20 protein-coding genes and 1 tRNA gene are annotated in these 26,225 nt (G+C 53.3%); 14 read left to right on the top strand and 7 right to left on the bottom strand.

Annotated elements, in window-relative coordinates:
• Nucleotides 1-27 precede the first annotated feature (27 nt).
• Entirely contained in the window at nucleotides 28-2,679 is a 2,652-nt protein-coding gene (locus tag GDA54_00105; GenBank protein ID MBC6496718.1) for an MMPL family transporter, read from the bottom strand.
• 222 nt (nucleotides 2,680-2,901) lie between these two features.
• Here GDA54_00105 and GDA54_00100 point away from each other — a divergent pair, with 222 nt between their 5' ends.
• From GDA54_00100 to aepY, 3 genes are read left to right on the top strand one after another with little or no spacing between them, the layout of a single operon-like run.
• Nucleotides 2,902-3,594: an ABC transporter substrate-binding protein gene (locus GDA54_00100; GenBank protein ID MBC6496717.1), complete on the top strand. Its 693-nt coding sequence runs from the start codon at nucleotides 2,902-2,904 to the stop codon at nucleotides 3,592-3,594.
• 45 nt (nucleotides 3,595-3,639) lie between these two features.
• Nucleotides 3,640-5,364 (top strand): phosphoenolpyruvate mutase, encoded by a 1,725-nt coding sequence (gene aepX, locus GDA54_00095; protein MBC6496716.1) that lies wholly within the window; start codon nucleotides 3,640-3,642, stop codon nucleotides 5,362-5,364.
• Nucleotides 5,365-5,376: 12 nt separating this feature from the next.
• The gene (gene aepY, locus GDA54_00090; GenBank protein MBC6496715.1) at nucleotides 5,377-6,546 is read left to right on the top strand and encodes a phosphonopyruvate decarboxylase; all 1,170 of its coding nucleotides are present in this window, start codon (nucleotides 5,377-5,379) and stop codon (nucleotides 6,544-6,546) included.
• Here aepY and GDA54_00085 read toward each other — a convergent pair.
• From GDA54_00085 to GDA54_00060, 6 genes are all read right to left on the bottom strand, one after another.
• Nucleotides 6,518-7,117: a hypothetical protein gene (locus tag GDA54_00085; protein MBC6496714.1), complete on the bottom strand. Its 600-nt coding sequence runs from the start codon at nucleotides 7,115-7,117 to the stop codon at nucleotides 6,518-6,520. The genes aepY and GDA54_00085 overlap by 29 nt on opposite strands.
• The gene (locus tag GDA54_00080) at nucleotides 7,114-7,671 is read right to left on the bottom strand and encodes an aminotransferase class V-fold PLP-dependent enzyme (GenBank protein MBC6496713.1); all 558 of its coding nucleotides are present in this window, start codon (nucleotides 7,669-7,671) and stop codon (nucleotides 7,114-7,116) included. The genes GDA54_00085 and GDA54_00080 overlap by 4 nt, the downstream gene beginning before the upstream one ends.
• 35 nt (nucleotides 7,672-7,706) lie before the next feature.
• Complete coding sequence (locus GDA54_00075) at nucleotides 7,707-8,351, bottom strand: ATP-dependent Clp protease proteolytic subunit (protein MBC6496712.1); 645 nt, start codon at nucleotides 8,349-8,351, stop codon at nucleotides 7,707-7,709.
• A gap of 49 nt (nucleotides 8,352-8,400) precedes the next feature.
• Nucleotides 8,401-9,891: a hypothetical protein gene (locus GDA54_00070; protein MBC6496711.1), complete on the bottom strand. Its 1,491-nt coding sequence runs from the start codon at nucleotides 9,889-9,891 to the stop codon at nucleotides 8,401-8,403.
• Between the two features lie 37 nt (nucleotides 9,892-9,928).
• Nucleotides 9,929-10,013: transfer RNA gene (locus GDA54_00065), tRNA-Leu, on the bottom strand.
• Between the two features lie 152 nt (nucleotides 10,014-10,165).
• Nucleotides 10,166-11,812, bottom strand: a complete 1,647-nt coding sequence (locus tag GDA54_00060; GenBank protein MBC6496710.1) for an NAD(P)H-hydrate epimerase — start codon at nucleotides 11,810-11,812, stop codon at nucleotides 10,166-10,168.
• A 58-nt stretch (nucleotides 11,813-11,870) separates the two neighbouring features.
• On the opposite strand from GDA54_00060, the gene bioB reads away from it, so the two are divergent.
• From bioB to GDA54_00005, 11 genes are all read left to right on the top strand, one after another.
• Nucleotides 11,871-12,860: a biotin synthase BioB gene (gene bioB / locus GDA54_00055; protein MBC6496709.1), complete on the top strand. Its 990-nt coding sequence runs from the start codon at nucleotides 11,871-11,873 to the stop codon at nucleotides 12,858-12,860.
• Nucleotides 12,861-13,062: 202 nt separating this feature from the next.
• Nucleotides 13,063-13,566, top strand: a complete 504-nt coding sequence (locus GDA54_00050; protein MBC6496708.1) for a type III secretion system chaperone — start codon at nucleotides 13,063-13,065, stop codon at nucleotides 13,564-13,566.
• 39 nt (nucleotides 13,567-13,605) lie between these two features.
• A complete protein-coding gene (locus GDA54_00045; protein MBC6496707.1) occupies nucleotides 13,606-14,409 on the top strand; it encodes an outer membrane lipoprotein-sorting protein in 804 nt (267 codons plus the stop codon).
• A 108-nt stretch (nucleotides 14,410-14,517) separates the two neighbouring features.
• Complete coding sequence (locus GDA54_00040) at nucleotides 14,518-16,236, top strand: hypothetical protein (protein ID MBC6496706.1); 1,719 nt, start codon at nucleotides 14,518-14,520, stop codon at nucleotides 16,234-16,236.
• 9 nt (nucleotides 16,237-16,245) lie between these two features.
• Nucleotides 16,246-18,558: an MMPL family transporter gene (locus GDA54_00035; protein ID MBC6496705.1), complete on the top strand. Its 2,313-nt coding sequence runs from the start codon at nucleotides 16,246-16,248 to the stop codon at nucleotides 18,556-18,558.
• Nucleotides 18,559-18,638: 80 nt separating this feature from the next.
• A complete protein-coding gene (locus tag GDA54_00030; protein ID MBC6496704.1) occupies nucleotides 18,639-20,249 on the top strand; it encodes a hypothetical protein in 1,611 nt (536 codons plus the stop codon).
• Nucleotides 20,250-20,507: 258 nt separating this feature from the next.
• A complete protein-coding gene (locus GDA54_00025) occupies nucleotides 20,508-21,020 on the top strand; it encodes an SRPBCC family protein (protein MBC6496703.1) in 513 nt (170 codons plus the stop codon).
• A gap of 5 nt (nucleotides 21,021-21,025) precedes the next feature.
• Entirely contained in the window at nucleotides 21,026-22,021 is a 996-nt protein-coding gene (locus GDA54_00020) for a beta-propeller fold lactonase family protein (GenBank protein MBC6496702.1), read from the top strand.
• 78 nt (nucleotides 22,022-22,099) lie between these two features.
• Nucleotides 22,100-24,130 (top strand): transketolase, encoded by a 2,031-nt coding sequence (gene tkt, locus GDA54_00015; GenBank protein ID MBC6496701.1) that lies wholly within the window; start codon nucleotides 22,100-22,102, stop codon nucleotides 24,128-24,130.
• A gap of 83 nt (nucleotides 24,131-24,213) precedes the next feature.
• Nucleotides 24,214-24,576, top strand: coding sequence for a hypothetical protein (locus GDA54_00010; protein MBC6496700.1), 363 nt, complete (start codon nucleotides 24,214-24,216; stop codon nucleotides 24,574-24,576).
• Nucleotides 24,577-24,597: 21 nt separating this feature from the next.
• Nucleotides 24,598-26,225, top strand: a 1,628-nt coding sequence (locus GDA54_00005) for a hypothetical protein (GenBank protein ID MBC6496699.1), incomplete at its 3' end; no start/stop codon positions are given.

The raw sequence follows: 26,225 nt of genomic DNA, 5'->3' as shown, positions 1-26,225 counted from the left end.
AAGAAGGGTGATTGATGTTATGACATTCTATGGCGTTGATGTTGCGCGCTTATTCTGTTTCCTCTTGCGATAGTTTTCGCGAATTTGCAGGAGGGCGGGCAGGAAGATAAGACTTGTGATGAGGACGGAGAGGAGGGCAATGAGGAGCATCAAGCCCATGCTGGCTGTGCCTCGATGGGGTGACAAGGCGAGAGAGCCAAATCCAGCCACGGTTGTCAGTGCGCTATAAAGGATAGCCCGTGGTGTCGAGCTGAGCATCATGGCTTTGACGGAGGCAGCCGTGCGCTCTCTCGACAGGAGGTAAATGCCATAGGAGACGCCTAAACTGAAGAGCAAGGGGAGGGCGATGATATTGGCAAAGTTAAGGGGAAGGTTAATGGCAACGGCGATGGCGACTGTCATGGTGGCTGCCATAAAGAGAGGGAGAAAGGCGAGGATACTATCCACGACTGCCCGTAGCGATAAGAGGAGTAAGATAAGGACGAAGCATATGGCGAGGGTGCCAGCCTCGACAAAGGCGCGTAGGACTTCTCGCTTGCCTTCAACGGTGATGACGGGGGGGCCTGTGGCGCTGGGAATTTCGTTGCGCACGGCGTCGACGAAGCGCGTCAGCTCTTCGGGACTATGGCGGACATCGGCAGAGGGGAGGACGGTGACGATATTGAAGCCGTCATCAGCGAGGGAGAAGAGGCGCAGAGATTTAGGCAAAGCCTGTATGGAGACGCTGGACTTCCCTATCAATGTGGGTTGGAGCGAGTCGCGCAAGAGCTCTAATTGTGTGGGCAAGCCGCGCAAGATCGCTTCCTCTATGCTGAGGAGGACGCTTGCATGGCGGTCTTTGATAGAGTCGAGGGCTTGCTGTAAGCCCGGATGTCCTGTTTGTGGCGCGCGTTCCAATTCGGCCCAGTCTTTGATGGTTTGGCGTCGTTGTTCTGACGAGAGGGGGTCGTTGTGTGCGATGAGTTCGAGGGATGGCAGGAGGAGGAATGCCGTTTCTTCGATAATAGGTCTTTTCGTGGCGATATTGTTTGGGAGGAAATCGGAAATTGTGTGGGCGACACTGACCTCAGGGAGAGCGTGGAGGGTGTCTTTGATTGTCTGTGCTTCTTTTTCATCTTTGGCGAGGATTTGTGCGGCATAGAGTTGTGACTCCCTGTCTTCGAGGAGGGTGAGCGTTGTTTTCACCGAGAGTGACTCTGGATCATAGAGGTAGAACGGGTCGAAATTCGTTTTATAGTGTGGGACGACAAGCAGAGACACGCTCATGATAAGGAAGCCTATACTGGTGAGGGCAACGGGATGATGTTCGATGAAACGATGAATGGGTGTTTCAGGAGTCGTCTCTGGCGGGAGTTTAGCGATAAAGGACGCTTTTCTGCAGAAGATGGAGAGCAAGGCGGGGAGGAGCGTAAGATTGGCGATATAGGCAATGGCGAGGCCGCCGCCAGCGATGACGCCCAGCTCTGACATGCCGACATAGTCAGTGGGGACAAAGGCAAGAAAGCCACCCGCTGCCGATATGGCGGCGAGGGTGAGGGGACGTTCGAGGGATATGACAGAGTCGTGGAGTCGCTGTTCTCCTGTGTGTTTAGGGTTTTCGATACTTGTCTCGAGATAGCGGAGGCATAATTGGATACCAAAATCGACGCCGATACCGATAAACAAAACGGCAAAGGCGGTGGAGATAAGATTGAGGTGACCGATGGCAGCAGCAGCATAGCCTGTCGTCAAGAGCAATCCCAGCATGAGGGAGAGCATGACGCACAAGGCGGCGCGCCATGAATGGAGTCCGCGTATGACGAGAAATGCCACCAGCACTAAGGCAAGAAGCCCAGCAACGGAAGCGCCCTGTATGACGCTTGCCTTTTCATCTTCTTCGAGGGCGACATTCCCGCTGAATCCGATCTCGAATTCCAGCGCCTCTTCTTTTTTGATACGCATGCCTTCTTGGGTGATGAAGTCGATGGCGTCTTTTGCTGGCGTGAGGGACGAAAAATCCAGTTGCGGGCTAGAGATGATAAGGAATCGTGTTCCCTCGTGGATCGAGTCATCTCCGAGACTCTTGCGCCAATTGATGGTTGGTGGCTTATGGCCGTCATGGACATCTCTCACGACGGTTGCAATATCCTGTTTCAATTCGTAGATACGTTCTTTTTCTTCGAAGGATGCCTCTTGCGCGTGCAGGTCGATGAGTTCGATGGCGCGATAAATTCCTTTGATATTGTTATCGCGACTGAGGGTGGCGATAAAGGGTTGGGCTTCGATGAGGGCGTCGCTGTAGTCGATGATGTCGTCTTTGTCGCGGAAAAGGAGGCTGTTATTGATGAAGTAGGGTTCGTGGGGCGCGCTGAAGACATTGAGGAAGAGGTCATCGCGCTCACGCATGGCGCGATAGAGGAGTCTTGATGCCTTATAGGAGGTCGTAAAACTCTCTCCACTGACAACGACGACGAGAACATCACGGGTCAAGGGAAAAATTTTCTTAAGACGTTCGCTATGGCGTCTAAAGTCCAGATGTTCTGCCAGCATGTCGCTGGTGGATGTATTCAGGGTGAGCTCTTTGGCGGCAAAATATGTCGTGAATGACGCTGCTGCCACCGCCACAGGAAGAACAAACCATCCATAGCGATAACACCATGTGGCGATGGCCGCGATCGAGCGTGTATATAATGCGCTCATAGGACGAAGGCGACACGGGTTGACATAAAATCCTCTACAAACTCTCAAAAGACCCTACAAAATGTACGGCATGACATAGTACATGACATAGTATATGTCCTTATACCATATTGTCCTTATGTGATGTAAGGGGTGACATGTAACTTTTTTTGTTGTATAATGCACAGCACGCATGTTGCGCATGCGTTTGATATGGTGTGTTTATAAGAAAGGGTGATGGTGATGTCGTTACGGAAGATTTTTGGTCATGCCTGTGTGCTGTGGGTCTGTTTTTTTCTGTTGGGTGGGGCTGAGAGTGAGGCTGGCGACAGCACGGGAGTCGAGGACGAGTCGTTGCGTGCGGCGGTGGCTGTGGTGGAGGATTTGCATAACACGCTCATTAAGAGCATGAAGGGTGGTGCGGGCGGCGCTGATTTTGTGGCGCGCTATGGTTTCATTAAGAAGGCTGTGGAGAGGGATTTTCACCTTCCTTTGATGGCGTCGGTGATAGCGGGATATTTTTGGCGTAGTGCCAGCGAGACTGATAAGACTGACTTTATCGAGGCATTTACGGAATTCACGGTAACAAATTACGCCTCTAATTTCATGTCGTATAGTGGGGAGTCGTTTACGACAAAGAAGTCTTTCTTTTTAGGGGATAGTCGGGATAGGGTGCGCGTGAACACGGCGCTCTATCGTGAGGAGAAAGCGCCTGCTATTCTTGACTATGCCTTGAGGCGTTTTGATGGCGATTGGTATATCGTGGATATTTTTTTGGATGGGCGTATCAGCGAGTTGGCGCGGAGGCGTTCTGAATATCGTTCTATAGACTCGGAAGGCATCGGTCTCAAGGCGCTCACTGCTCATTTACGCCGCACGAGTGACGAGAATGCGGAAGAGGCGGGAGGTCGCGTGCCGCGCGCCGATGGCGGATGAATGGCGCAAAGCGGGACGTCAAGGGCAAGGGAAGACACTAAATTGATGTCCTCTGTGCTTTCCTCTCACGGACATAAGAAGGGGGGCGGAGGCGTCAAGAGTCGCCTGTCATCGGCGCAGCGTCTGCGCGCGATGCTCTCAAGACAAAGCCTCTCTTTTCTCATGGAGGCACATAGCGGTTTGTCAGCAAAAATTGTGGAAGAGGCAGGCTGTGAGGGCATCTGGGCGTCTGGCCTTGCCATGTCGGCATCGATGGGGGTGCGCGACAGCAACGAAGCGTCATGGACACAGATATTGGAATGTTTAGAATTCATGGCAGACGCATGTTCTCTTCCCATTCTTCTTGATGGCGATACGGGCTATGGGAATTTCAATAATGCGCGGCGTTTGGTCAAAAAACTATGCCAGCGAGGCATTGCGGGGGTGTGTTTAGAGGATAAGCTGTTTCCTAAGACGAATTCTTTTATTGGTGCGCGCCATCCCCTTGCCGATGTGGAAGAGTTCTGTGGCAAGCTCCAGGCCATTCAGGAGACGAAGCCGTCTCAGGATTTTGTCTTAGTGGCGCGTGTAGAGGCGCTCATTGCGGGGCTTGGCATGGCGGAGGCGTTGAGGCGCGCTGAATGTTATCGTTTAGCGGGGGCAGATGCCATTCTCATCCATTCGAAGCGGCGAGACGCCCAAGAAGTCCTTGAATTTTCACGGGAATGGGCTAGCCGTTGTCCTCTTGTCATTGTGCCAACGAAATATATCCATACCGAGCCAACCCGCTATCAAGAGGCGGGAATCAGCATGGTCATTTGGGCAAATCATATGTTACGAGCGAGCATTCACGCCATGCAATCGGCATGCGCCGTTGTTCGTAAGACGGGAAGTCCCGCCATGTTAGAGGATACCATCGCCCCGATGGACGAGGTGTTTCGCCTCTCTGGCAATGACGAGTTGCGCCAAGCCGAACAACGTTATCTTCGCCACAGCGCGTCCCATTGTCATCGCGCCATTATCTTGGCGGCATCCCGTGGGCAGAAGCTCGACAGCCTCACGACAAAAATGCCAAAAGCCATGCTCGATGTGCGTGGCAAGCCCCTCCTTAAGAGGCTTGTGGATGTCTTCAAAAAAGCCTCTGTGTCCGACATCACTGTCGTCAGGGGATATGGCAAGGCCCATGTCGTTGTTGATGGCGTGACGATGGTTGATAATCCGCGCCATGCCGACTATGGCGAAGCATGGTCATTATTTTGCGCCAAAGAGCCGTTGCAAGAGAAAAGAGACGACCTCTTCATATGCTATGGCGATATTCTCTGTAAGCCCGCCCTCATCGATGCCATGGCGGAGAGTCATGGCGCTCTTGTCATGGCTGTCTGTCCTGTGGGGTGGCAGGAGCAGAGTCGACATTATCGTCGCGCTGATGACAAGCGTGATTGGGTGTGTGTCTCACGCCCCTATGATGGCGACTATTTTTCGTCAGACAAAGAAACATATCTCACCGCCTTCTGTGAGGATAACGTCTGTGATAAGACGAAAGTGCCATCCTCTCAAGGAGAGTGGTTAGGCGTTGTCAGAGTGCGTGGGGAAGGACATGCTCTTCTGTGGCAGGAACTCTGTGCTATGGAAAAAGACGGAACGATACGGACGAGTGCTGGTGATATGCCCATGCTCTTTCGCCGTTTGCTCAAGCGAGGGGTGCGCGTCCATGTTCTCTATAATACGTTCCCATGGCTTGATATTGATGATATTTACGACCTTGCCGAAGCGCGCAATCAAAATCCGTGATGATTTAACGTCATGATTGCCGCCCAAGATTTTTTTTCTGCCCTCAAAGCGTATCATTATCGTTTTTTTTGTGGTGTTCCTTGCTCTTATCTGACGCCTCTTATCAACGCCACCATTTCTGACGAGACGCTCACCTATGTTGGTGCGACCAATGAAGGCGAAGCCGTGGCGATGGCCTTAGGGGCGCGTGTTGCTGGTGTTCCTAGCGTCTTCATGTGTCAAAATTCTGGCTTAGGGAATGGCGTGAGTCCGTTGACATCATTGGCTGAGCCTTTTCGTATTCCTCTTTTATGTATCGTCACATGGCGCGGTGAAGACCAGCGCCATGCCGAGCCACAGCATGAAAAGATGGGGCAGATAACCCATGACCTCATCACCCTCATGGGGCTAGGAATGTGCCCTTTTCCTAAAAAGAAAGAAGACATTGTCCCATGTCTCCATAAGGCAGAACAGCACTATAAAACCCATGCCACGCCCTTTGTGCTTGTGATGTCGCAAGGGGATGTGAAGAAAGAAACCTTGCGAGAGAAGGCGTGGCGCGCCCGCCCTAAGGGGCATATCCATGATTTTCGAGAGAGGAAGGAGAGCGTGCCTTCGCGTTTCGAGACTCTACGCCATGTGCGCGCCATCGTCCCGCGCCATTGTCCCCTGATAGCGACCACAGGAAAATGCGGGCGCGAGCTCTTCACCATCGAAGACCATGACGCCCACTTCTATCAAGTAGGGGCGATGGGATATGCCAGCGCTTTTGCTTTTGGTGTCGCTCTTCACACAGAGAGAGACGTCATCGTGTTAGATGGGGATGGCGCTGCCTTGATGCACATGGGCTCGATGGCGACTATTGGCGCTTATGCGCCGCCTCACTACACCCATATTGTCTTGGATAACGCATGCCATGACTCCACAGGCGGACAAAGCACCATCTCACCCATGATTGATTTTTGTGCCATCGCACAAGCTTGCGGTTATCGCCATATTTATCAAAGCGACTCCCTTGCGTCCCTAGAGACATGCTACACGCACCGCCAAGCCTGTCGCCATAGCGGACAAGAGGGTGCGCAAGGTCCTGCCTTCATTCATATGCGGATACAGGCGGGGTCTATAGCGCCCTTAGGCAGGCCATCGGTGGATACGCCGTCATTGGCAAAACGCTTCAGCGCTTTTTTACAACAGACGGCATAAGTGATGTGACGCTATCGATAAAGGCGCGCATGTCATGGGCGTGGATTTGGCCAATACACCCCACGCGGAAATAGCCCGTTTCATGGGTTTTCTTGTGATAGATGAGAAAACCCTTTTTGTAGAGGGCATCATAGAATGTCTGAAACGCAAAAGGCGGAGGCGGGATATGGAAACTCACGATAATTCCAGAGAAGAGCGAGTCATCGAGAGTCGTTTGAAAGCCTAAGGCGCGCATGCCTTGGACGAGGATGGATTGATTCTCTTGGTAGCGTCGGAGGCGGGCAGCGCATCCTCCTTCCTGTTCGTGGAGACTCAGGGCCTGTTCGAGGGCAGCGACAACTTGCACCGGCGGTGTATAGAGAAATTGTCCATGCTCTTCCATGTGGCGATGATGGGCGAGGACGTCAAAGCACAGGGAGTGAGTCTGTCTATGGAGTGTATCCCGATGGGCGATAATAAAGGCGAGACCGGGCGTGCTTTCGAGGCATTTGTTGGCGGACGAGACGAGGGCAAGACTTTTCTCGTAGGGGGGGGCGGGCATGGTAATGGCATGGGCGCCGAAGCTGCTCATGGNNCATAGCGTTGGGCGATGGCGAGCACCTCTTCATAGGGATTGAGCATACCGCTTGATGTCTCACAATGGGTCATGGCGATATGGGTGATGGCGGGATTGTCCCGTATGCTCTCCTCGATACGTTGGGTATCGATGGGGGCGTGAGGGTCATGGTCTTGGCGGATATATGGCAGGCCGATGGCATGGGCGCATGTGGCCATACGTATGCTGTAAGTGCCATTGGCGATGACGAGGAGCATGTCATCAGGCGTGAGAGTGCTACGCAAGAGGGCTTCGATACTATACGTGCCACTTCCGGGCATGAGCGTGACGATAATGTTCGGTGTTGCCGCCACCATGCGGCGAAGGGCGATGCGTATGGCGTTGATGGTGTGAGAAAAGCGCGTATCGCGCGAGGGATAGTCGTAGAGCATACGCTGGCGGGTGGCGTCTGCTGTCGTGAGAGGACCGGGTGTCATGAGGAGGGGTGTCTTCCTCTTGCTGTCGCCCTCCTTGTTGCTCCCCTTGTCGCCCCCCTTGCCGCCCCCCTTGCCGCCAGTGTGTGCTGTCATATGGGTGTTGTCATATGGTTGTTGTCACGGCATTATTATGGCTCTTCACTGACGTTGTGAGGGCGCTTATCGATAATCTTATCGATAAGGCCAAAGCGTTTGGCTTCGTCAGGGGCCATGAAGGTATCGCGGTCGAGGGCTTTTTCGATGATGTCGATGGACTTTTTTGTATGTCGGACGTAGAGGGCGTTGAGGCGTGAGCGTAGAGAGATAATCTCGCGGGCATGGATTTCAATATCGGAGGCTTGTCCTTGGAATCCTCCAGACGGCTGATGGACCATGATACGGGAGTGGGGAAGACTATAGCGTTTCCCGTCAGTGCCACATGACAACAACAGAGACGCCATGCTTGCTGCCATGCCGACACAGACCGTGCTGATGTCGGGGTGGATATAGTGCATGGTATCGTAAATGGCTAATCCCGCTGAGACTTCGCCGCCCGGCGAATTGATATAGAAAGAGATGTCTTTTTTGGGATTTTCTGACTCCAGATAGAGCAATTGGGCGCAGATAAGGCTTGCCATCGTCCCATGGATGGGGCCTGTGAGGAAGATGATACGTTCTTTGAGGAGGCGTGAATAAATATCATAGGCGCGTTCGCCACGTGGGGTTTGCTCGACGACCATAGGCACGAGCGTATTCATTGTTGGCCATGTTGGCGGATGTGAAGAAACAGACATGAGGGGAATCGATGGGGTGGTGTGTATGATGGTGTCAGTGAAAGGCTCTCTATGGCGATGTGATAAGGGACGGGGTGTTACCTGTATCGGGGCGGGGGCTGGTATCGGTATGGGCGTCTTGTTCTGAGGGGGGTGTCGTGTTTGGTATAGCCATAAGTTTATGGAAAGGCAAGGAGATGTCTCTGATACGGACATGCTTGAGGATAAAATTCTCTACGTGATGTTCGGTGATAGACAGGGAGAGGCGATATGTCAGTTCGTATGTTTCTTCGTCACTGAGGGGTTCTTGTCGGTGGTTTAGGATGGCGCGCATGTGTTTTTCGACATCCTCTTTGCTGGCGTAGAGTCTGTGTTGTTGGGCGAGATGTCGATAGAGGGCGCTCAATCGTAGCTGTTGTGTCAGTCTGTTTTTTTGCTCTGGTGACGAGCATTCTTTCGTGGCGTCATGGACATAGCGCTCAGGCAGCTCAACCGACACGTGGCGTTGTAGGGCGTTGCGTAAGGCGTGGCTGAGCAGGGCGTTGCGTGTCTCTATTCCTTTCTGTGTGAGGAGGGCGTGGAGTTTCCCATCGAGGTCATCGCGACTTTGTGCTTGGAGGATACGGACAAGGTCGTCATCATGGCATGGGCGAGGGCGACGCAAGGACACAACATGGCCTCTGATATGGATATTCTGTGTGGGGGATGAGGAGTCGGAGGGAGGGACATGGGTTGTCAAGTCGAAGGAGTCGCCGACGCGCTTACCCATGAGGGTGCGAATAATCTGTTGTCGCCATAGGGGCATGGGCGAGGATGGTGTCTGGACGGGAGGTGTCTGGGCGGGAGGTGTCTGGGCGTGATGGGTTGATGTGCTGTCCGTGATGTCGATGAGGTCGACGTGCCATGTGCCTTTTTGCGTTGTGGCGGGCGCTTTATCCTGTTTTTGGGTTGTGGCGGGTGTGATGGTGGCGTCTATGGAGACGCGGTCCCCTTGTTGGGCGTGATGGTGCGTGGGGGCGTCTTCATATTGGGGATGTTGCGCTTTCAAGGCAGTCATCGCATGGTGGACATCCTGAGGCGTTGGCGCTGTTGGATTATAGCGTTCGATGGCGATGGCGTCATAGCTGATCGTCGGGATATGGGCTGTCTGTAGGCGTATCTCCATATCGAGGGGCGTCTCTGGTGCTAGCGGGCGTTTATGCGTGATGTGCGGCGACGTCAAGGGCACGAGGGCATAGTTCTGTGTGATATGTTGGGTGACATGCTGGCATGTTTGTTCTGTGAGCTCTTGGTAAAGTGTTTTGGCGTAGCGTTGTTTGATGACATGGAGGGGAATTTTACCAGGGCGAAATCCTTTGAGTTTTATGGTCTGTGCGTGCTGTTTGATACGTTCATCGAGGCGTTGCGTCATGACATGGGCAGGTATTTGCACGTGAAAGACGTGCTCTGTGGGCGAGGAGTCTTGTTTTTCAACGGCTATATCTTTGAGGGCGACAGCGTGGGCGGGGGCGCGCTGTGACGGGGTGGTCTCTTTTTGTGGTGAGGGTGTGTGTTCTGTCATCCTAGCACGTATACATATATGTGTGTTGCTTGATGGTTGGTGCGGGTGAAGGGACTCGAACCCCTATGACCGAGGTCACTGGTACCTAAAACCAGCGCGTCTACCAATTCCGCCACACCCGCCTTATCCCCCTCCCCGCCTCATGTCGTGTCTCCTGTCGTGTCTCATGTCGTGTCTTTCTTCTCCCTTCCGTGTCACCCGCTGTTCTGTGCTGAGGCCCATCAAGGGGGTGAGGAGACGTGGGAGGGGACGTGCGTATGGTCTCATGGTGCTTCTATATGTATCGCATATGTTGCCATCTCGCAAGGGCTATGGGGAGAAAAGAGAGGATATGGGATGGATTGACGGGGTGGGCGCTATGGCGAAGGGCTTCGATGGCGGCGTCAGCGTGGCAGTAAATGGCAGCGGCGCTTTTGAGGAAGGGATCATGGACGGGGTTTGATGCGCACAGGCCAGCAAGGATGCCGCTGAGTATATCGCCACTGCCAGCGGTCGCAAGAGCAGAACTCGTATGGGCGTTGATGATGATACGCCCATCATGGTGAGCAACCACACTATCTGTGCCTTTGAGGATAAGGGTTGCGCGCATGAGCGATGCGATTTTTTGCGCCCATTGCCACTTGCTCTGTTGTCGCTGTTGGAGGTGATGCCAACAGCGCAAGGCTTCGCCTATATGCGGTGTCAAGATAAGTGTAAAGTGTCTTTCCTGTCGAGAGAGCCATGCCATCAAGGGGGGGTGGAGCATGCCCGCATCGAGGATAAGGGTAGGCGGATATGGCGTCCTTTGGCTTTTTGCGTTGAGGCGGTGGATGGTCGTGCGTAACAGGCGAAACAATGCGCCAAAGGGACGGCGCATGGCGCTCTGTTTGGTGATAAGCCCGGGCCCTAGGACGTAGCTTGTGCCATGCGCATCGTCAAGCCATGACGCCCACATCGTTGGTGATTGTGTGAAGAGCTGCTTATGGCATGTCTCAGGTGTATCGCTGGCAAGACGCACCATGCCCACGTCACAGAGGGCGGCAGAACAAGCAGTGAGACGGCTTGCGCCGATGGAGGTGAGAGGAAAACGCCCATAGTCGCCATAGACAGAGACAACCCCGCGCCGATATTTATGGTCGTCATAACGGGTCTGGCGTTCTATGACGTGACGCCACTGACGTGGCGTATTCATGCGGAGGGATGGTCCATGGCGGGTGGCATGACGGAGGCATGCATGGTGATGCTGTGACGTTGCTTCGTCCAGAAGGTTGGCAACATAGACAGCGCCACAATGGGCTTTAGCGGGATAGAGAAGGTGGGCGGGCTTGAGGCTAAAAAACGTGATGGTGCGCGTGGCGTAGGGGGCGTTCCCTTGATGGGTGTTATCAGAGACGACCCTTCCCGTATCGCTATGAAGGCCGCTTGGCATATCGATGGCGAGGACGAGGCTCTGGCATTGATTGAGGCGTTCGATGGTGAGGGCGGGTATCGAACAAAGGGGACGTGTGAGACCGATACCGAATAGGCCATCGATAAACAGATGGCGCTGGAAAGAGTCTTGCTCTTGCAAGAGCGCCGTCAAGGAGAGGGACTGACCATCCCAGCGTTTTGCCATTGTTGCCGCATCACCGGCAAAATGTTCGGTGAGAAGGGCACACCGTGCGTTGACGCCTTGCTGACGGAGGAGGCGGGCGCATGCCAAGCCGTCACCGCCATTATTGCCGGGCCCCACAAGGACCGTCACATGGGTTTTTGTGCTGTGGGCAAGCATCTTTTGCGCATGGCGACACACATGGCGGGCGGCGTTCTCCATCAGTGTGAGGGAAGGCGCATGGTGAGCGATGGCGTAGGCATCAGCGTCACGGCTTTGTGCTTGCGTCAAAAGCATGTCCGTGTCTGGACTATGAAGGGCATGGAGTCGAGCGGCGCAAGAGTCTTGCATGGCATACGTCATGTGCGTTATAGTCGTTCCTCTGATGTGCCTAAAGGAACGGAGTGTCATGTATTCTATACGTTATGATTGGACGCAAGAGGAAATAAACGCCCTATTATTGTCGCCTCTCTTTCCGCTCTTGGATAGGGCGAGAGCGATCCACAAACATTACCATGACGATGACGTCCAGCTGGCCAATTTGCTGAGTATCAAGACTGGCGGGTGTACAGAGGATTGCGCCTATTGTTCGCAATCGGTGTGCCACAAGACGTTTGTCAAGGCAACGCCTCTTCTGTCGGTAGAAGAGGTTGCAGACAAGGCGCGAGACGCTCAAGCCCAAGGGGCGACGCGTTTCTGTATGGGGGCGGCATGGCGCGAGGCGCGTGACGGCAGGGCGTTTGAGAGGATACTGGCGATGATACGGGCGGTGCGCCGTTTAGGCATGGAGGCATGTGCCACCTTAGGCATGCTGACCCAAGCCCAAGCCCATGCGTTGGCGGACGCTGGTTTAACCGCTTACAACCATAATCTGGACACAGCGCCTTCCTTTTATGGAGAGATTATCACGACGAGGACCTACGAAGACCGCTTACGCACCCTTGACCATGTACGGCAGGCGGGGATGCATGTCTGTTGTGGGGGCATTATCGGTATGGGTGAGACATGGCAACAGCGCGCCGAACTTTTAGCGGTGCTCAGTGGCTTTTCGCCTCATCCCGAGAGTGTTCCTATCAATGCGCTTGTGGCGGTGGCGGGGACGCCTCTTGCCGCCATGCCTCCCGTTGCGTCTTTTGATATGGTGCGCATGTGCGCTGTGGCGCGTATCACCATGCCAAAGGCGCGCGTACGCCTCTCCGCTGGACGCAAGGCGCTCAGCCTCGAAGCGCAGACATTGTGCTTTATGGCGGGGGCGAATTCCATCTTTTTTGGCGACAAGCTCCTCACCACCGATAATCAAGCCTATGATGACGATAAACGTTTGCTCGAGACACTGGGCTTGCACCCCTCCCAATCGCGTGCCACGTCAGAGGCTATCCCGCACCATAGCGCGATCTAGGGATATAAGAGAGGGGAAAGAACAAGCAAGAAGAGACAGCCTCCCCATGAAATACCTCATGACACAGGCACAACACAGGGCATAACGTATACAAGATATGTATACAAGGAAGCCCTTTTTGTTACATATATACTATAGAGCGGGGGTATTGCTGTCTGGCGCATAGGCACGTCCCTATGCAGTCACAGAGGAGACCATGACCATGCCGAACGAGAATCGCCCCATAGACCATTTACTGAAGACACTAGGCGAGTCCATAGGACTCGATTCTTTACATTTTGACGACAATGATGGATGTCTCTTGCAATTCGATGACACGATAACGTTGCTGTTACTTTATGACGCTCCCCAAGATGACGTGTATTTGTTTAGTTTTGTGCAAGAAATCCCCGCTGACCATCGGGAGAAAGTCCTTATCCGTTTGCTCGAAGCGAACTACCGATGGCAAGAGACGGCGGGGGCGACATTGAGTTTGAACCCAGGCAGTGAGAGTGTCGTCTTGACGAGGCAGGTGAGTGCTAACGGCTTAGACCTTCCTCAATTGGAAAAACTCATCGGCGATTTTGTCGATAACGTCGAGAAATGGTCACGTTACCTTGACAATCCCGCTCAAGGTGTGTTATCCTCGCCCGAACGTTCCCAGGAGTCGCCTGTCAGCAATGGAAAGCGCGATAACGGCAAGGATATGCCTATGATACGGGCGTGAGAGCGTGGGGGGACAATCGATGAATAAAGAGGATACGCAATGATAGGATGTCAAGGTGGCGTGTGTGGACGTGGACGTTCGCCGCGGTATTATGTTTGGTATGTCGCTTTAGGGATGATGTTGTCGTCAGTGTGGGGCGAGGGACTCCATGCGGAGACGGGGGACGACATTATGGCAAAAGTCTATGAACAGGCGAGACTACACAAGGACCAGCAAGCAGACGTCCAGCTCATCATTGCCGATGACGAAGGGCGTGAGCGTGAGCGTTTTTTCACGTTACGGAGCAAGATTTTTTCTGGACGGACAAAGAGTCTCGTCAAATTCTACGAACCCGCCAGCGTGCGTGGCACGGCTCTTCTCAGTGAGACCCTTGACGAGGAGTCCCATCCATCGCAGTGGATTTATCTTCCCGCCTTTCGTTCCATCAAGCAGCTCAATAGTGATGACCAAAATAAGAGTTTTGTAGGCTCTGACTTCACCAATGGTGATGTGGCAGGACGCAAAGTCGAGAGGGACACACACAAGATTATCGAGGACAAGGACAAAGTCGTCATTATCGAAAGCACGCCTAAGGATAAGGATGATTATTATGCCAAATTGGAAGTCCATGTCTTGCGCGCCATCTCGATTCCTGTGCGTATCGTCTTTTATGATAGAACGGGTGAGCGATTAAAGACACTCAACAATAAGGGGATACAAAAGATTAAAGGCATGTATACGGTGGTGGAGTCCGTCATGGAGAACCACCAGACTGGAGGTAAAAGCACCCTTATCAAGAGCAATATCGATTACGACACCGTCATCGATGAACAGCTCGTAGGCTTTAAGGGTTTGCAGATGTAGCGTCCCCAGCGGGACGATTCTGTCTGGGGGTGTCATCCGCCCGCCACCTCTCATGCGATGATGGCCTAAGGAGAGAGGCGGATAGCACGAACCATGAAAGAGGGCATAATGCGGGGGCGTCTTGGGCGCGCCTGTCATGGTGTGGCGACCATCGTGATGGTGGCGTCTTGTGCCTATAGCCTCATGGCGCGCCATGGCGTTGCCAACGAGGGCGTTGCCAACGAGGGCGTTGCCGACGAGAGCGTTGCCAACGAGAAGGGGGAGTCTGAGGCGACCTCCTATGACTTCAGTGACGATGACCTCAGCATCTATGGTATTGTCATAGAAGACGAGTCGTCCCTCGACATGGAGTCCATGATGAGCTTTCAGTGGCTTGAGGATGTAGCAAGGCGTCATTTTGGCACGTTGGGAGGGCATTATCATCTGGGGGAGGGATATTACAGGCGCAATGCGTCCCTATACACGGGGTTTGATGTTCCTTTCGCTAAGGGCGGGCGTCTTTACGTGGCGGGCTATGTGCGTGATAGTAGCATAGGGTTTACCCAAGAGGTTCTTCCGACCCTTGCCTCGACCATCGAGCTTATCGACCCAGACATTCTTCAGCGTTCGCTCCGTTTCAGTGCGTTCGACCAAGGCGTTGCCGATGCCTTTATAGAGTATGCCGTGACCGATGACATCGTCATCACCATAGGGCGCAAGCGTGTTTTATGGGGGCAATTCGACCTTTTTTCGCCTCTTAATATCCTTCTTCCTTTGAATAGTGAGCGTCCGTCTTCCGATGTCGAGAAAATCAATGTCGTCCTGCCACAAGACCAAGTAGCGCTCACCTATTATGTGGACGAGCATATGCATGTGGAAGCTTATTACTTCTACCGCACACAGATAGACCCCATATTGACCCGCGCCATTGGCGCATCCCAAGATTTAATCTATGAATTGCATGACGAGAATTTTTCCGTTCTTGACTTGCATCCTTCAAAGCACCGCGATATCGAGCGGCATAACAACTATGCGTTGCGTTTGCTCTATTATGGAGAGGGTGGCATATGGGGGTTGACCTATCGTGAGGGACATCGCGCCTATTATGGCGTGCAAGGGCGAATCGAGGTTGTGCCGCCTATACGAGAGGGAGAAGTCACCTATAATGTTCTTCGTGACATCGATTTACCGAAGGTGAGGCAGTGGGCCCTTGAGGCAGCTATTCCCTTTGGGGCATGGATTGTGAAAATGGAATCTGTCTATCAAAAGAGCGCCATAGACCTGTATGGCGCGAGTTACGCCTCACGGGATGACATCCTACCATTCTTATGGGGAGAGGCGTTGCCGACACTACGCGACTATCTCACAGAAGTCGTTGAGGATAATGGCGGGCGTTTGTTCTTTGATGTGGAGAGGGTATCTCTTGCCATGGGCGTTGATGCGCGCTTATCGTCCTTCGACATAAACCTCATGGTATCCATGACATATACACACTATGACGACAAGGAGAACAGATTGCGAAGACTATCCAATCGTCTCAGTATCAAGGGTTTGAATCGTTTCGATATTGTGCCTGGTGTCCATGTGTCCTATCGTTTTGGCGATGAAGACAAATATCGTGTCGGCGTTGGCTGGGGCCATATTGGCCATGCCTTTGGCATTTTTTCTTATACGCGGTGGCGTTTCCGCGACAATATCGAGCTATCGCTGTCTTTTGAGTCCTTGCAGTATGCGACGGATTCGTTGCTGAGTAAAATCCATGACGGCACGCCATTCCGTCAAGGCATTTACATTGAACGGCAGGCGCGTAACTATGGGGGACATATGGGATTAACCTATCATTTTTAGGAGCATGACATGAGGGACAAGATGTTTAGCGTCTATAAAAGGACATTCAGTATCATCGGTATTGGGCTATGGGGCGTCTGTGTGGCGCTTCTGGCCTATCCAGCGAAGGATTTGACCTTCAACAATGACACATGGCTCGAGAAAGATAGTCCAAGGCGGGTGCATTTCGACAATTTTGTTGATGAATTCGAGAAGGGGGAGTCCATGCTCATCATTGTCGAGCTGACAGAGACATTCTTTACCGACTCCCTATGGGAGTCTCTCTATGATTTTGGCAAGGACCTAGAGGCTGTAGACGGAGTCCTTGATGTGCAGTCGCCCTTACAAGCCGTCATCATTATCGACACAGGCGATGCTTTAGAGATACGTCCTTTCCAAGAGGCTTATCGTCTTGGCTTTCTTGCCGATATGGATGCTTATCGCCAGACGTTCAACGAGTCCCCCTATCGAGGCAGGCTGTTATCTGATGACGAGCGTTTGGTTGTTTTCCGCCTTCGCGCCGATGTTGTCCGCAACTTTGCGAAACGCGCCCACGTCGTTGATGGCGTGCGTCGCGTCATCGCTGACCATCACCTCACAGAACAAACCTACATCGTTGGCGACATTGCTCTCAAGCATGCCTTGAATGACGCCACGAAAAACAACTTTGGCAAATTGCTTCTTTATGCCGCCTTGGTGCTGTTGTTCTTTTTACGTTTCGCCTGTGGTTCATGGGCGCGCGCTGTGTGGCAGTGGGTTGTGGCCGCTGGCGTCGTCGCCGTCAGTCTGGGTGTCATGCAATTATGGGACCATAGCATGAATGCCGTCTCTCTTGCTTTGCCAGTGATGGTCGCTGTCATTGGCATTGCTGATGGCTTACACATCATGGCACGTTGGGATATGAGCGGGGGGGACATCAACCGCAGTGATACAGGCGCAATCCTTGCTCAGCGTCTTGCTCTCACCATAGAGGAGACGTGGCGTCCATGTCTCTTTGCCAGTCTCACATCAGCTGTTGGCTTTGGCTCTTTTGTTGTCAGTGAATTGGTGCCATTGAGTCACTTTGGTATGGATGCCTTTGTGGCCATTTTATTGGCCTATCCCCTCATCGTGTCGGCATTGTGGTTATGGCTTCCTTTGGAGGAATCGTTTCGCATGGGGCGTGATGGCGCGCCTTCCCCGCCACAAAAAGCGCCACAAGGTATAGCGTGGGATTGGGATGCGTTCACAGAGCGAGTCCACCGCCTCAGTGAGCGCTATACCCGAGCGACTCTGACATTGAGCATGGGCTCTGTGCTTATTCTTGTCTCTGGCTTGTCTTTCCTCTATACCGAGACAAATTTCCTCTCAGTCTTTTTTGCGGAGAGCAGTCGTATCAAACAAGGTTTTAACAAGGTTGATGACTCATTGGGGGGGTCTGGTCGGGTTGATGTCATCGTTGATAAGGGGCGCGCTGAGGCCTATCGGGAGGTTGATGCCTTTGACGATGTGCGGCGATTGAGCGAGCGTTTCTCTGTTCTTCCCCATGTAGGCAATGTGGAGAGCTATCTTTTACCCGTGGGCATGGTGCATCGCGCCTTTGCGGGGGAGGATGGCTTTCCCAAAGACGATGCCACGCTCTCTCAGGAACTCTTATTTTTAGAATTCTCAAGGAGCGAATCGACTCGTGATGTCCTTGCCTCTTACGTCGACTTTAACTACGAGAAGGCGCGTTTGAGTCTACAGACTCCCGACCTTGATTCTCACCAATTGGGGGCGCTCATCGAGTCGGTGCGTTCTGTCTCAGGCGTGGATGACACAGAAGACAGCGAGAGCGTCATCGTCACGGGCTTTGGCGTCTTCATCCATACGTTGAGCGACCATGTGTTGACGACACAAGCACAGAGTTTGCTTCTCACCTTGAGTTTGATAGGCTTGTTGTTGCTCGCGCAATTTGGCTTAAAAGTAGGCGCTGTGGGTTTTTGTGCTAACCTGATGCCATTGGCGGCGACGGGTGGCCTTGTCTCGTGGCTTGGCTACCCTTACGACTTTGCGACAATTTTAATTGCCAGTTTGACATTGGGGTTGTGTGTGGATGACACCATCCACTTGCTTCACCATTATAAAAAGCATGTGTCTGAGGGGCGGGGTGAGGCATGGGCGCGCCATCACGCCTTGCGCACAACGATCGCCCCGATCATCTGGACGAGTTTTTTGTTTTGCTGTGGTTTGGCTGTCATCGGCTTATCCGAATTGGTTGTCATGCAACGTTTTGCGGCTTTTACCATCTTTGGTCTCTTCATGGCGATTTTCTCGAGCATCGTCTTTCTTCCCGCCTTATTGGCATGGCAAAAAAAGACTTGACAAGCGCCAACAGCTCCTGTAGAAAAGGAAAGGCAGAGGAGGTGTAACATCATAAAGAGGAATGTCTTATGAAAAGAGGATTGATAGGTACTTATATTGTCAGCGTCATCGTCAGTGGCGCGCTGGTCGCCCCCGCCTATGCGGTGGAGGACTTGGCGGAGTATGATGTCATTGTTGGCGAAGGCGACTCTCAGCCCAAGGCGCGACGCGGCTCAGGCGAGAGGGACGTGTTAGATTATACGATCTTCGATGTGGGGGCGTATTACACGGGTGGCGCTGTTGATAGACTTTTCGCAGGCACGGAGATAGGCCTCGATGTGCCTTTTAATAACAATCGGGGACGCATTCACCTTGTGGGCGAATTTGCCCGTTCATCCATCAAGCTCACACAAGAGCGTGAGATAAGAGGTGGTGACGCACGGGGTGAATGTCTTGATAGAAATGGCGCTGATGGTGTTGGTGGTGATGTCTCCTTCACTGACACCCAGTGTGGCAGTGTGACGGCGGCGGCTCTGGCGGATGCTCTTGGCTTTCCTGCGACGCGTGAGTTAGATGTGGATGTGAATGACCTCGATATTGCCGATGCCTATCTTCAGTATGCGTTGCTCAATAATGTCGTTGTGGATGTCGGGCGTAAGCGTTTGGTGTGGGGGCAATTCGACCTCTTTTCGCCGGTGAGCATATTGCTCCCTTTAAAGTTTCAAAACAATGCGGTGGACTTTAAGAAGGCGAATTTCATTATGCCTCAGGACCGCGCCTCCCTCTCATGGTTTGCGACCGAACGTTTAGAGCTTCAGGGGCACTTCTTCTTGAGTGTAAAAATTGACCCCTTGCTGGAGTCCGTCATAGACGAGGTAGATGAAGACCATGATGTGGAAGACCATAAGCAATATGCCGGGCGTCTTCTCTATCGTCCCGATTGGGGAACGCTGGGCTTCACGTTCTATCGTGGGCGTTCGGGCCTCTTCTTCTATGACAATGCGCGCTTAGTCAATGGCGAGGTTGAAAGGTCTGTGGACTTGCCTCCTATGACGGCCTATGCCGTTGAAATGGCGATTCCAACGGGGAATTGGGTATGGAAGGCAGAAGCTGTCTTACAGGACACCCGTGATGATGTGAGCGCTGTCCCCGCCTTCGATGCGACCCTTGGTGGCGACCCTCCGATGTATACAGGCGGTTTTGGTGGAGATGGGCATCTGGACTATATCAACTATGTCCTTAACCAGAATGGTGGCTCTTTTACAACGGAAGTGCAACGTCTCATTGCGGGTATCGGGTTTGACACGCGTTTGGATAGATGGCTCATCAATTTTGGGGTGTATCTCATCCAAGATTCTTATGACTCGAAGGGGGACGAGCTACGACGCCTCGAGGAAGCGTCAGGGCGTGAGGCCAGTGATGACGGCTTCTTTTTCCCGTCTCTCAATGTCGTCCGTTTCTTTGGCGACCAAGACCGCTATCGGCTAGGAATCACGGGAGGCTTCTTAGGCCCCATTCTCGGTGTTTCAGTCTATGGTTCTATGCGTTTTGGCGATAATTTGAACCTTTATGGCGGCGGTGAATTCATCTCGACAGTCGCTGATGGTTACTTAAACGAGGCCAATGACGAAGAAGGAAGCAATTTTATCCGCTATGATTTAGAGGATGATATTGGCATAGGCTTCCGCTTTGGAGCGCGCTACAGCTTCTAACGAGCAGAGACCTCACACACAGACCCCACACACAGACCTCTCATGAGGGGCGCATATGTGTGTGGGGAAAGGGCGGGGGCATAGGGGGATACAATAACGTTCTTGAGGGGCTTGCCTTCGTGCGGGACACGGGGTATGGTGGCCTATGAAAGGGGCGTCATATGGTGTATATGTTTTGTGTCGATAGGCGGGAGGTTTCCGATGGCTAGGCTCTTAAAGTATGGCGTGAAAGGGGGTTGCGCCTTTCGTGTCTTATGGATGGTGGGGTGTATGTTGGTGGTGGCGGATGCCCATGCCCATGGGCCGACTCGTATGAAGGTGACGGAGAAAGTCGTCATCGATGCGCCCGCCCAGTTTGTGTGGTCCAAGATAGGGGCGTTTGATGCCATCGCCCAGTGGCATCCGGCGGTACAGGAATCACCCTCTAATGAAGGGAATCAGGCGGGAGCGGTGCGCCGCCTTGTCTTGAATGACGGCGGCGTGTTGCGCGAGGAGCTAGAGAGTTATAGCGACAAGGGCATGACATATACCTATCGTATCATCGAGGGGATTCCCGATGTCTTGCCTGTCAATAGTTACAAATCATGGTTTAGAGTCTCTATCCTTGATGACAACAAAAGCGAGGTAGAGTGGAAGGGTGCGTTCTATCGGGGATTTATGGGGAACAATCCGCCTCCTGAGCTCAATGACGATGCGTCCCGTGAGGTCATCTTAGCCGTTTATCGCAGCGGGCTTGAGGGCCTTAAAGCCTATGTTGAGGCGGCGCGTTGAGAGCCATGCTCTTGCGTGGTGGGCTTTTGCGTGGTGGGTTGATGGGTGTGGCATTTTTGGTGGCAGGCTTGATGGCGAGTCTGTTTGCGTTTGCCGAGACAAGAGCTCTTGAGGGGGGGCGTCACGACTATGCTGTTGTCACATCTCAGGGGAGTAGCACCCTGTCATTGATTGACCGAGAGCGTCATGGCGTTGTTGCTGAGATTGCTGTGCCTTTGAGTCCAGCGGGTGTGGCGGTGGCTGGCCGTTATGCCTATATTGCCAGCACGAAGGCGCGCGCGATCACGCAATGGGATTTATGGCAGAGGCGTCTTGTGGCGCGTCGTGACATGGCAAGCGAGCCGTTAGGCATTGCCGTTCATAAGGACAAACTGGCGGTTGCCATGTGGTATGATGGCGAGGTGATGATTTTAGACGCCCATGACCTCACCATCGAGTCTGTTATCAAGGTTGGCGTAGAGCCAGCGGGTGTTGATTTTAAGGCGGATGGCGCTATGCTCTATGTGTCGAATCGGGGCGATGACTCGCTTTCTGTCATCCATATGGGCATGATGAAGGAGATAGAGCGTGTTCCTGTGGGTGATGCGCCTTTTGGGGTGACGATAGACGATGAAGGACGCTATATTTATGTTGCTAATGTGCGTAGTCATTCGGTATCGGTGGTGGAGGCGGAGAGCTATCGTCTGAGAGGGCATATTGCTGTGGGGAGTCGTCCCTACGCCATTGCCGTTGAGAGAGGGGGGCGGCGCGCCTTTGTCACGAATCAAGATGAGGGAAGCATATCCGTCATCGATGGGGAGGCGATGGCGGAGAGACAGCGTGTTCATGTGGGGGGGTATCCAGAGGGGATAGAGCTCGATGAAGAGCGCGGTCTCATGTATGTTGCCAATTGGTTGGATGATGAAGTCATTCTCATGGATGTGAAGGGTTTGCGTGTTGATAGGCGTATTGCTGTGGGTGAGGGGGTGCGCGCCTTTGGCCGTTTTTTGACGTGGCAGTGAGCACATGGATTTTGCGGGGATTTTGAGGGGATTGTGAGGAGCTTGTGAGGATTCCGTGACGTGTTAGAGAAAGGACAAATGGCCTTATGGCGTGATGCTGCCCATGCGTTGCGTTTTTTGAGTGCTGATGCTGTCGAGCGGGCGGGGTCGGGACATCCGGGCATGCCTATGGGGTTTGCCGATGTTCTTATGATTCTTGCGCGAGATTTTCTTCATATTGACCCTGATGTGCCTCATTGGTTGGATAGGGACAGGGTGATATTGTCAGCGGGGCATGGCTCGATGGCGCTCTATAGCTTGGCCTATCTTTTAGGCTATAAAGATATGGACATAGAGCAGCTCAAGAATTTTAGACAATTAGGCGCAAGAACAGCAGGACATCCTGAGCGTGGTATGGCATCTATTGTCGAGACGACGACGGGGCCTCTCTCTCATGGACTAGGGAATGGCGTGGGCTGTGCCTTAGCTGAACGGCTGTTGGCGCAGAGGTGGGGGCGCGACTTGGTGGACCATGACACGTATGTCATTGTGGGCGATGGCTGTTTGATGGAGGGGCTATCCCACGAGGCATGCGCCTTAGCGGGTCATTGGGGCTTGGGACGATTGATTGTTCTCTTTGATGATAATGGTGTCACCATAGATGGCGAGACGTCTCTTGCCACCAGTGAGGACATACGCGCTCGTTTGCAATCTTATGGTTGGCACGTCATGGATGTCGATGGCTATGACGAGGCGGGTATCCATGCCAGCATCCATGAGGCGCGTGGCGTAGAGGACAGGCCTTCGTTCATAGCGTTACGCACGACCATAGGGTTTGGCGCGTCGTCGAAGGCAGGGACGTGTCAAGCCCATGGCAGTCCTTTGGGGGCGCAAGCATTGCGTGAGGCGCGCCGCGCCTTAAGCTGGCCTCACGAGCCTTTTACGATTCCAGAGGAGATCATGGCGCTTTGGCGTTCCATACCAGCGCGTGCGCAAAAGAGACGCAAAGAATGGGAGGCGCGCCTTGCGTCTCACAAATATCGAGATGATTTTATGGCGATGATGGGCATGGGTCATGTCGAGGGTCAAGGGGCGACGGCGTCATCACCTTACGACAAGGCGCTTCATCGCGTCAAGAGGCATTTAGGGACACAGCGTCCCTCATGGGCAACGAGACGGAGTTCTCAAGACGTCTTGTCCGCCTTGATACAAGAGGGAAAGACGAGGATGGACGTCCCTCTTTTGATAGGAGGATCAGCCGACCTCAGTGGTTCGAACGGGACGTATACGGAACATCACAAGGTGATAACGAAGGGTGATATGGCGGGTAACTATCTTCACTATGGTGTCAGGGAGCATGGGATGGCGTCTATCATGAACGGGCTCAGTGTCCATGGGGGGATTATTCCTTACGGAGGCACATTCCTTGTGTTTTCTGATTATATGAAAGCGGGTATACGTCTCTCAGCGCTTATGGGTTGTCACGTAATATATGTGATGACGCATGACTCCATTGGCGTTGGCGAGGATGGGCCGACACACCAGCCTGTGGAGCATATGATAGGGTTGCGTTCCATTCCTAACCTCTATGTGTTTCGTCCAGCCGATGGCGTTGAGGTTGTGGAATGTTGGCAGCTAGCATTATCCTTGAAGGGTGCGTCCGTCTTGGTTTTATCGCGCCAAAAGCTGGAGGCGTTGCGCGCCTATGGCGAGTCTAACCTATCGAGGGCGGGCGGGTATATCATGCATGACAGCGAAGGGAGTCCTTTGCGTGTTGTTTTGCTATCGTCAGGGTCAGAGCTACAGATAGCCGTCAGAGTGCGTGAGCGTTTGCAACGTGAGGGCATAGGGTGTCGTGTTGTCTCTATGCCATGTTGGCGTCTTTTTGATGCTTTGGATGAAGAGGAGCGTGTGCGCATATTGGGGGAGGGATGTATGCGTGTGGCGGTGGAGGCCGCTGGCATGGCGGGATGGGAGCGTTATACGTTGGGACATAAGAGTGGCGGTGGCGATATGCTTGGCATGGAGGGTTTTGGGGCGTCTGCCCCGGGCCCTGATGTCTATAAGCATTGTGCCATCACGGACGAGGCGCTCTATCGACGTGTCCATGCACTTTTGGCGCATGCTTGACATCATGTGAATTGTTACCCATAATGGACACCCATGCGGTGGCACATGGTGCTATGAGGGCGCAATAAGAAGGAGAGGAAACAATGGGCGAGAGCATGGGGCGTGTGATGAATGTCAGGGGGTGTTGTCTGTGGATGGCGCTGGTTCTAGCCGCCTGTGGCGGCGGGGGTGGAGGCGGTGGCGGAGGCGGAGGCGGTCCTAGTCCTACGGTGCGTTCTATCGATGGCATTCCCGTTGTTGGCGGGATGCCAAGGGGTGTGATAGAGGGCAGAGCCTTTGCTATTTTTGGTCATGATGGCGGTGTCGTTGCTTTCGTTAACAACGGCGCGATTATTGCCTCTGACGGCACGGTGCTTGGCAGTATAGAGGCGGTGCCGTCTTCGGTGGTGGGCGCGACGGAGACGGGGACACATGGCGTGTCTTTGTTCGTCTCACCTGTCAGTTGACGTGTTGTCGAGCGAGGGGGCTTGGAGCTTGGTGTCGATAATTGCTTGACGCATCGCAATGTGGATATTGTCTGTATGCGAGGCAATCAGGTTGTTGGGGCGGGGGGTGTCTTTTTCAAGCAGAGCGATGCGATCAGCGGTGTGCGCTATATTGTGGCGACTCGTGATGTGGGAGGCAATGACCCTTTGGGCGCAAGGCGTACGGGGGATGATGAAGGCACGTCCTATATTGTGGGCTTAAACAGCGCAGGGGAAGCGGAAACTATCGATGGCGTGACCGTGGCCTTGCTTGATAGCCGTAATGGGCGTGTTCTTGCGCGTCTTTTTGGCCGTTGTACGGGCGATGACCTTGTAGACAGGGCGGGTGGCAGTTGGCGGTGTATCAGCCGTGCCACGTGCGCGGCGCGCAACTATAGGCGCGTTGCTGGTGATTGTGTTCGTTATCAAGAGGATGAATGCGCCAGTGAACAAGGATTTTATCAGGGGAAATGTGTGACGCCTCGCCTTCTTGCTCATTGTGCCATCCGTGGCCTTGTGTTGAATCCTGGTGCGAATCGCTGTGACATGGGGAGTAGCATACGATGTCCCACTGGGCAACTCTATCACACGGCGCGCCGTCAATGTGTCAATGCCCGTGGTGACCCGATGACGTGTCTCAGCTATGGCTTTGGTCATTCCACAGGGCGAGGCGTTGCCATGTGCTCTGCCATGCCTGATGCCATACAATGCGACAATAGCGGGGGTGTTCTCGATTCTGTTTCTGGTTCTACCACCAATGGACAATGTATCATAGCAACGACCGCCTGCACGGATGTAGGCTATCAAGCAAAAGATATGCGCTGTGTTGCCAGTGTGGCGGGGGATTGTGCGGGGACTCAAGGGTTTGACAATGGCAAATGTGTGACGCCCACATTGCCTCTCCAGTGCGCCAATCGGGAGAGGACGCCTTCTACGTTTTTCGTTCTTAATGTCACGGGGAATGGCTGTGAGACACATAGCGCATGTGCTGATGCTGGGTATCGCATCGATAATTTTGCTTGTAAGGCGTACGAGGCGGGCGATTGCACAGGCACGCAAGGATTTGACAATGGCAGATGTGTGACGCCTACATTGCCTACCCAGTGCGCCCATCGGGAAAGGACGGCTTCTGATGTGTTTTTCGTTCTTAACATGATGGGGAATGGCTGTCAGACAAACACGTCATGCGCCAATGCTGGCTATCGCGTTGATAATTTTACCTGTAAGGCGAGCAGGGCGGAGGATTGTTTAGGGAGTGAGGGTTTTAATGGCGTTGATAAATGTCTTGTTGCGCCCAGCACCGTCGCCCATTGCACCAATCGCGGCGCATACATCCTCAACGTTACCCAAGATGGTTGTGTCATGAGCGACAATTGTGGCACAGGCAATGTCGTCAATCTGGCTGGCGACGCATGTATTGTCCGCCTCACCAATGCCGATTGTGATAGTCGTTCAGGGGATATGTCCACCCGTGTCAATCATGCAGGGAATAATTGTGAGCCTCATACAATCGGCCCATGTGATGAAGGCTTTACCCTGAATGGAGCGCGCAATGCTTGTGTTGCGGTTGCTGGTCTTCCCATGACATGTCTTACCTTTGGGTTAGGACATCCAGACGGGAGTGGCATGAA

This window comes from Alphaproteobacteria bacterium GM7ARS4, assembly GCA_014332745.1.
Taxonomy (GTDB): Bacteria; Pseudomonadota; Alphaproteobacteria; order GM7ARS4; family GM7ARS4; genus GM7ARS4.
This window is presented reverse-complemented; position numbering and strand designations above follow the sequence as displayed.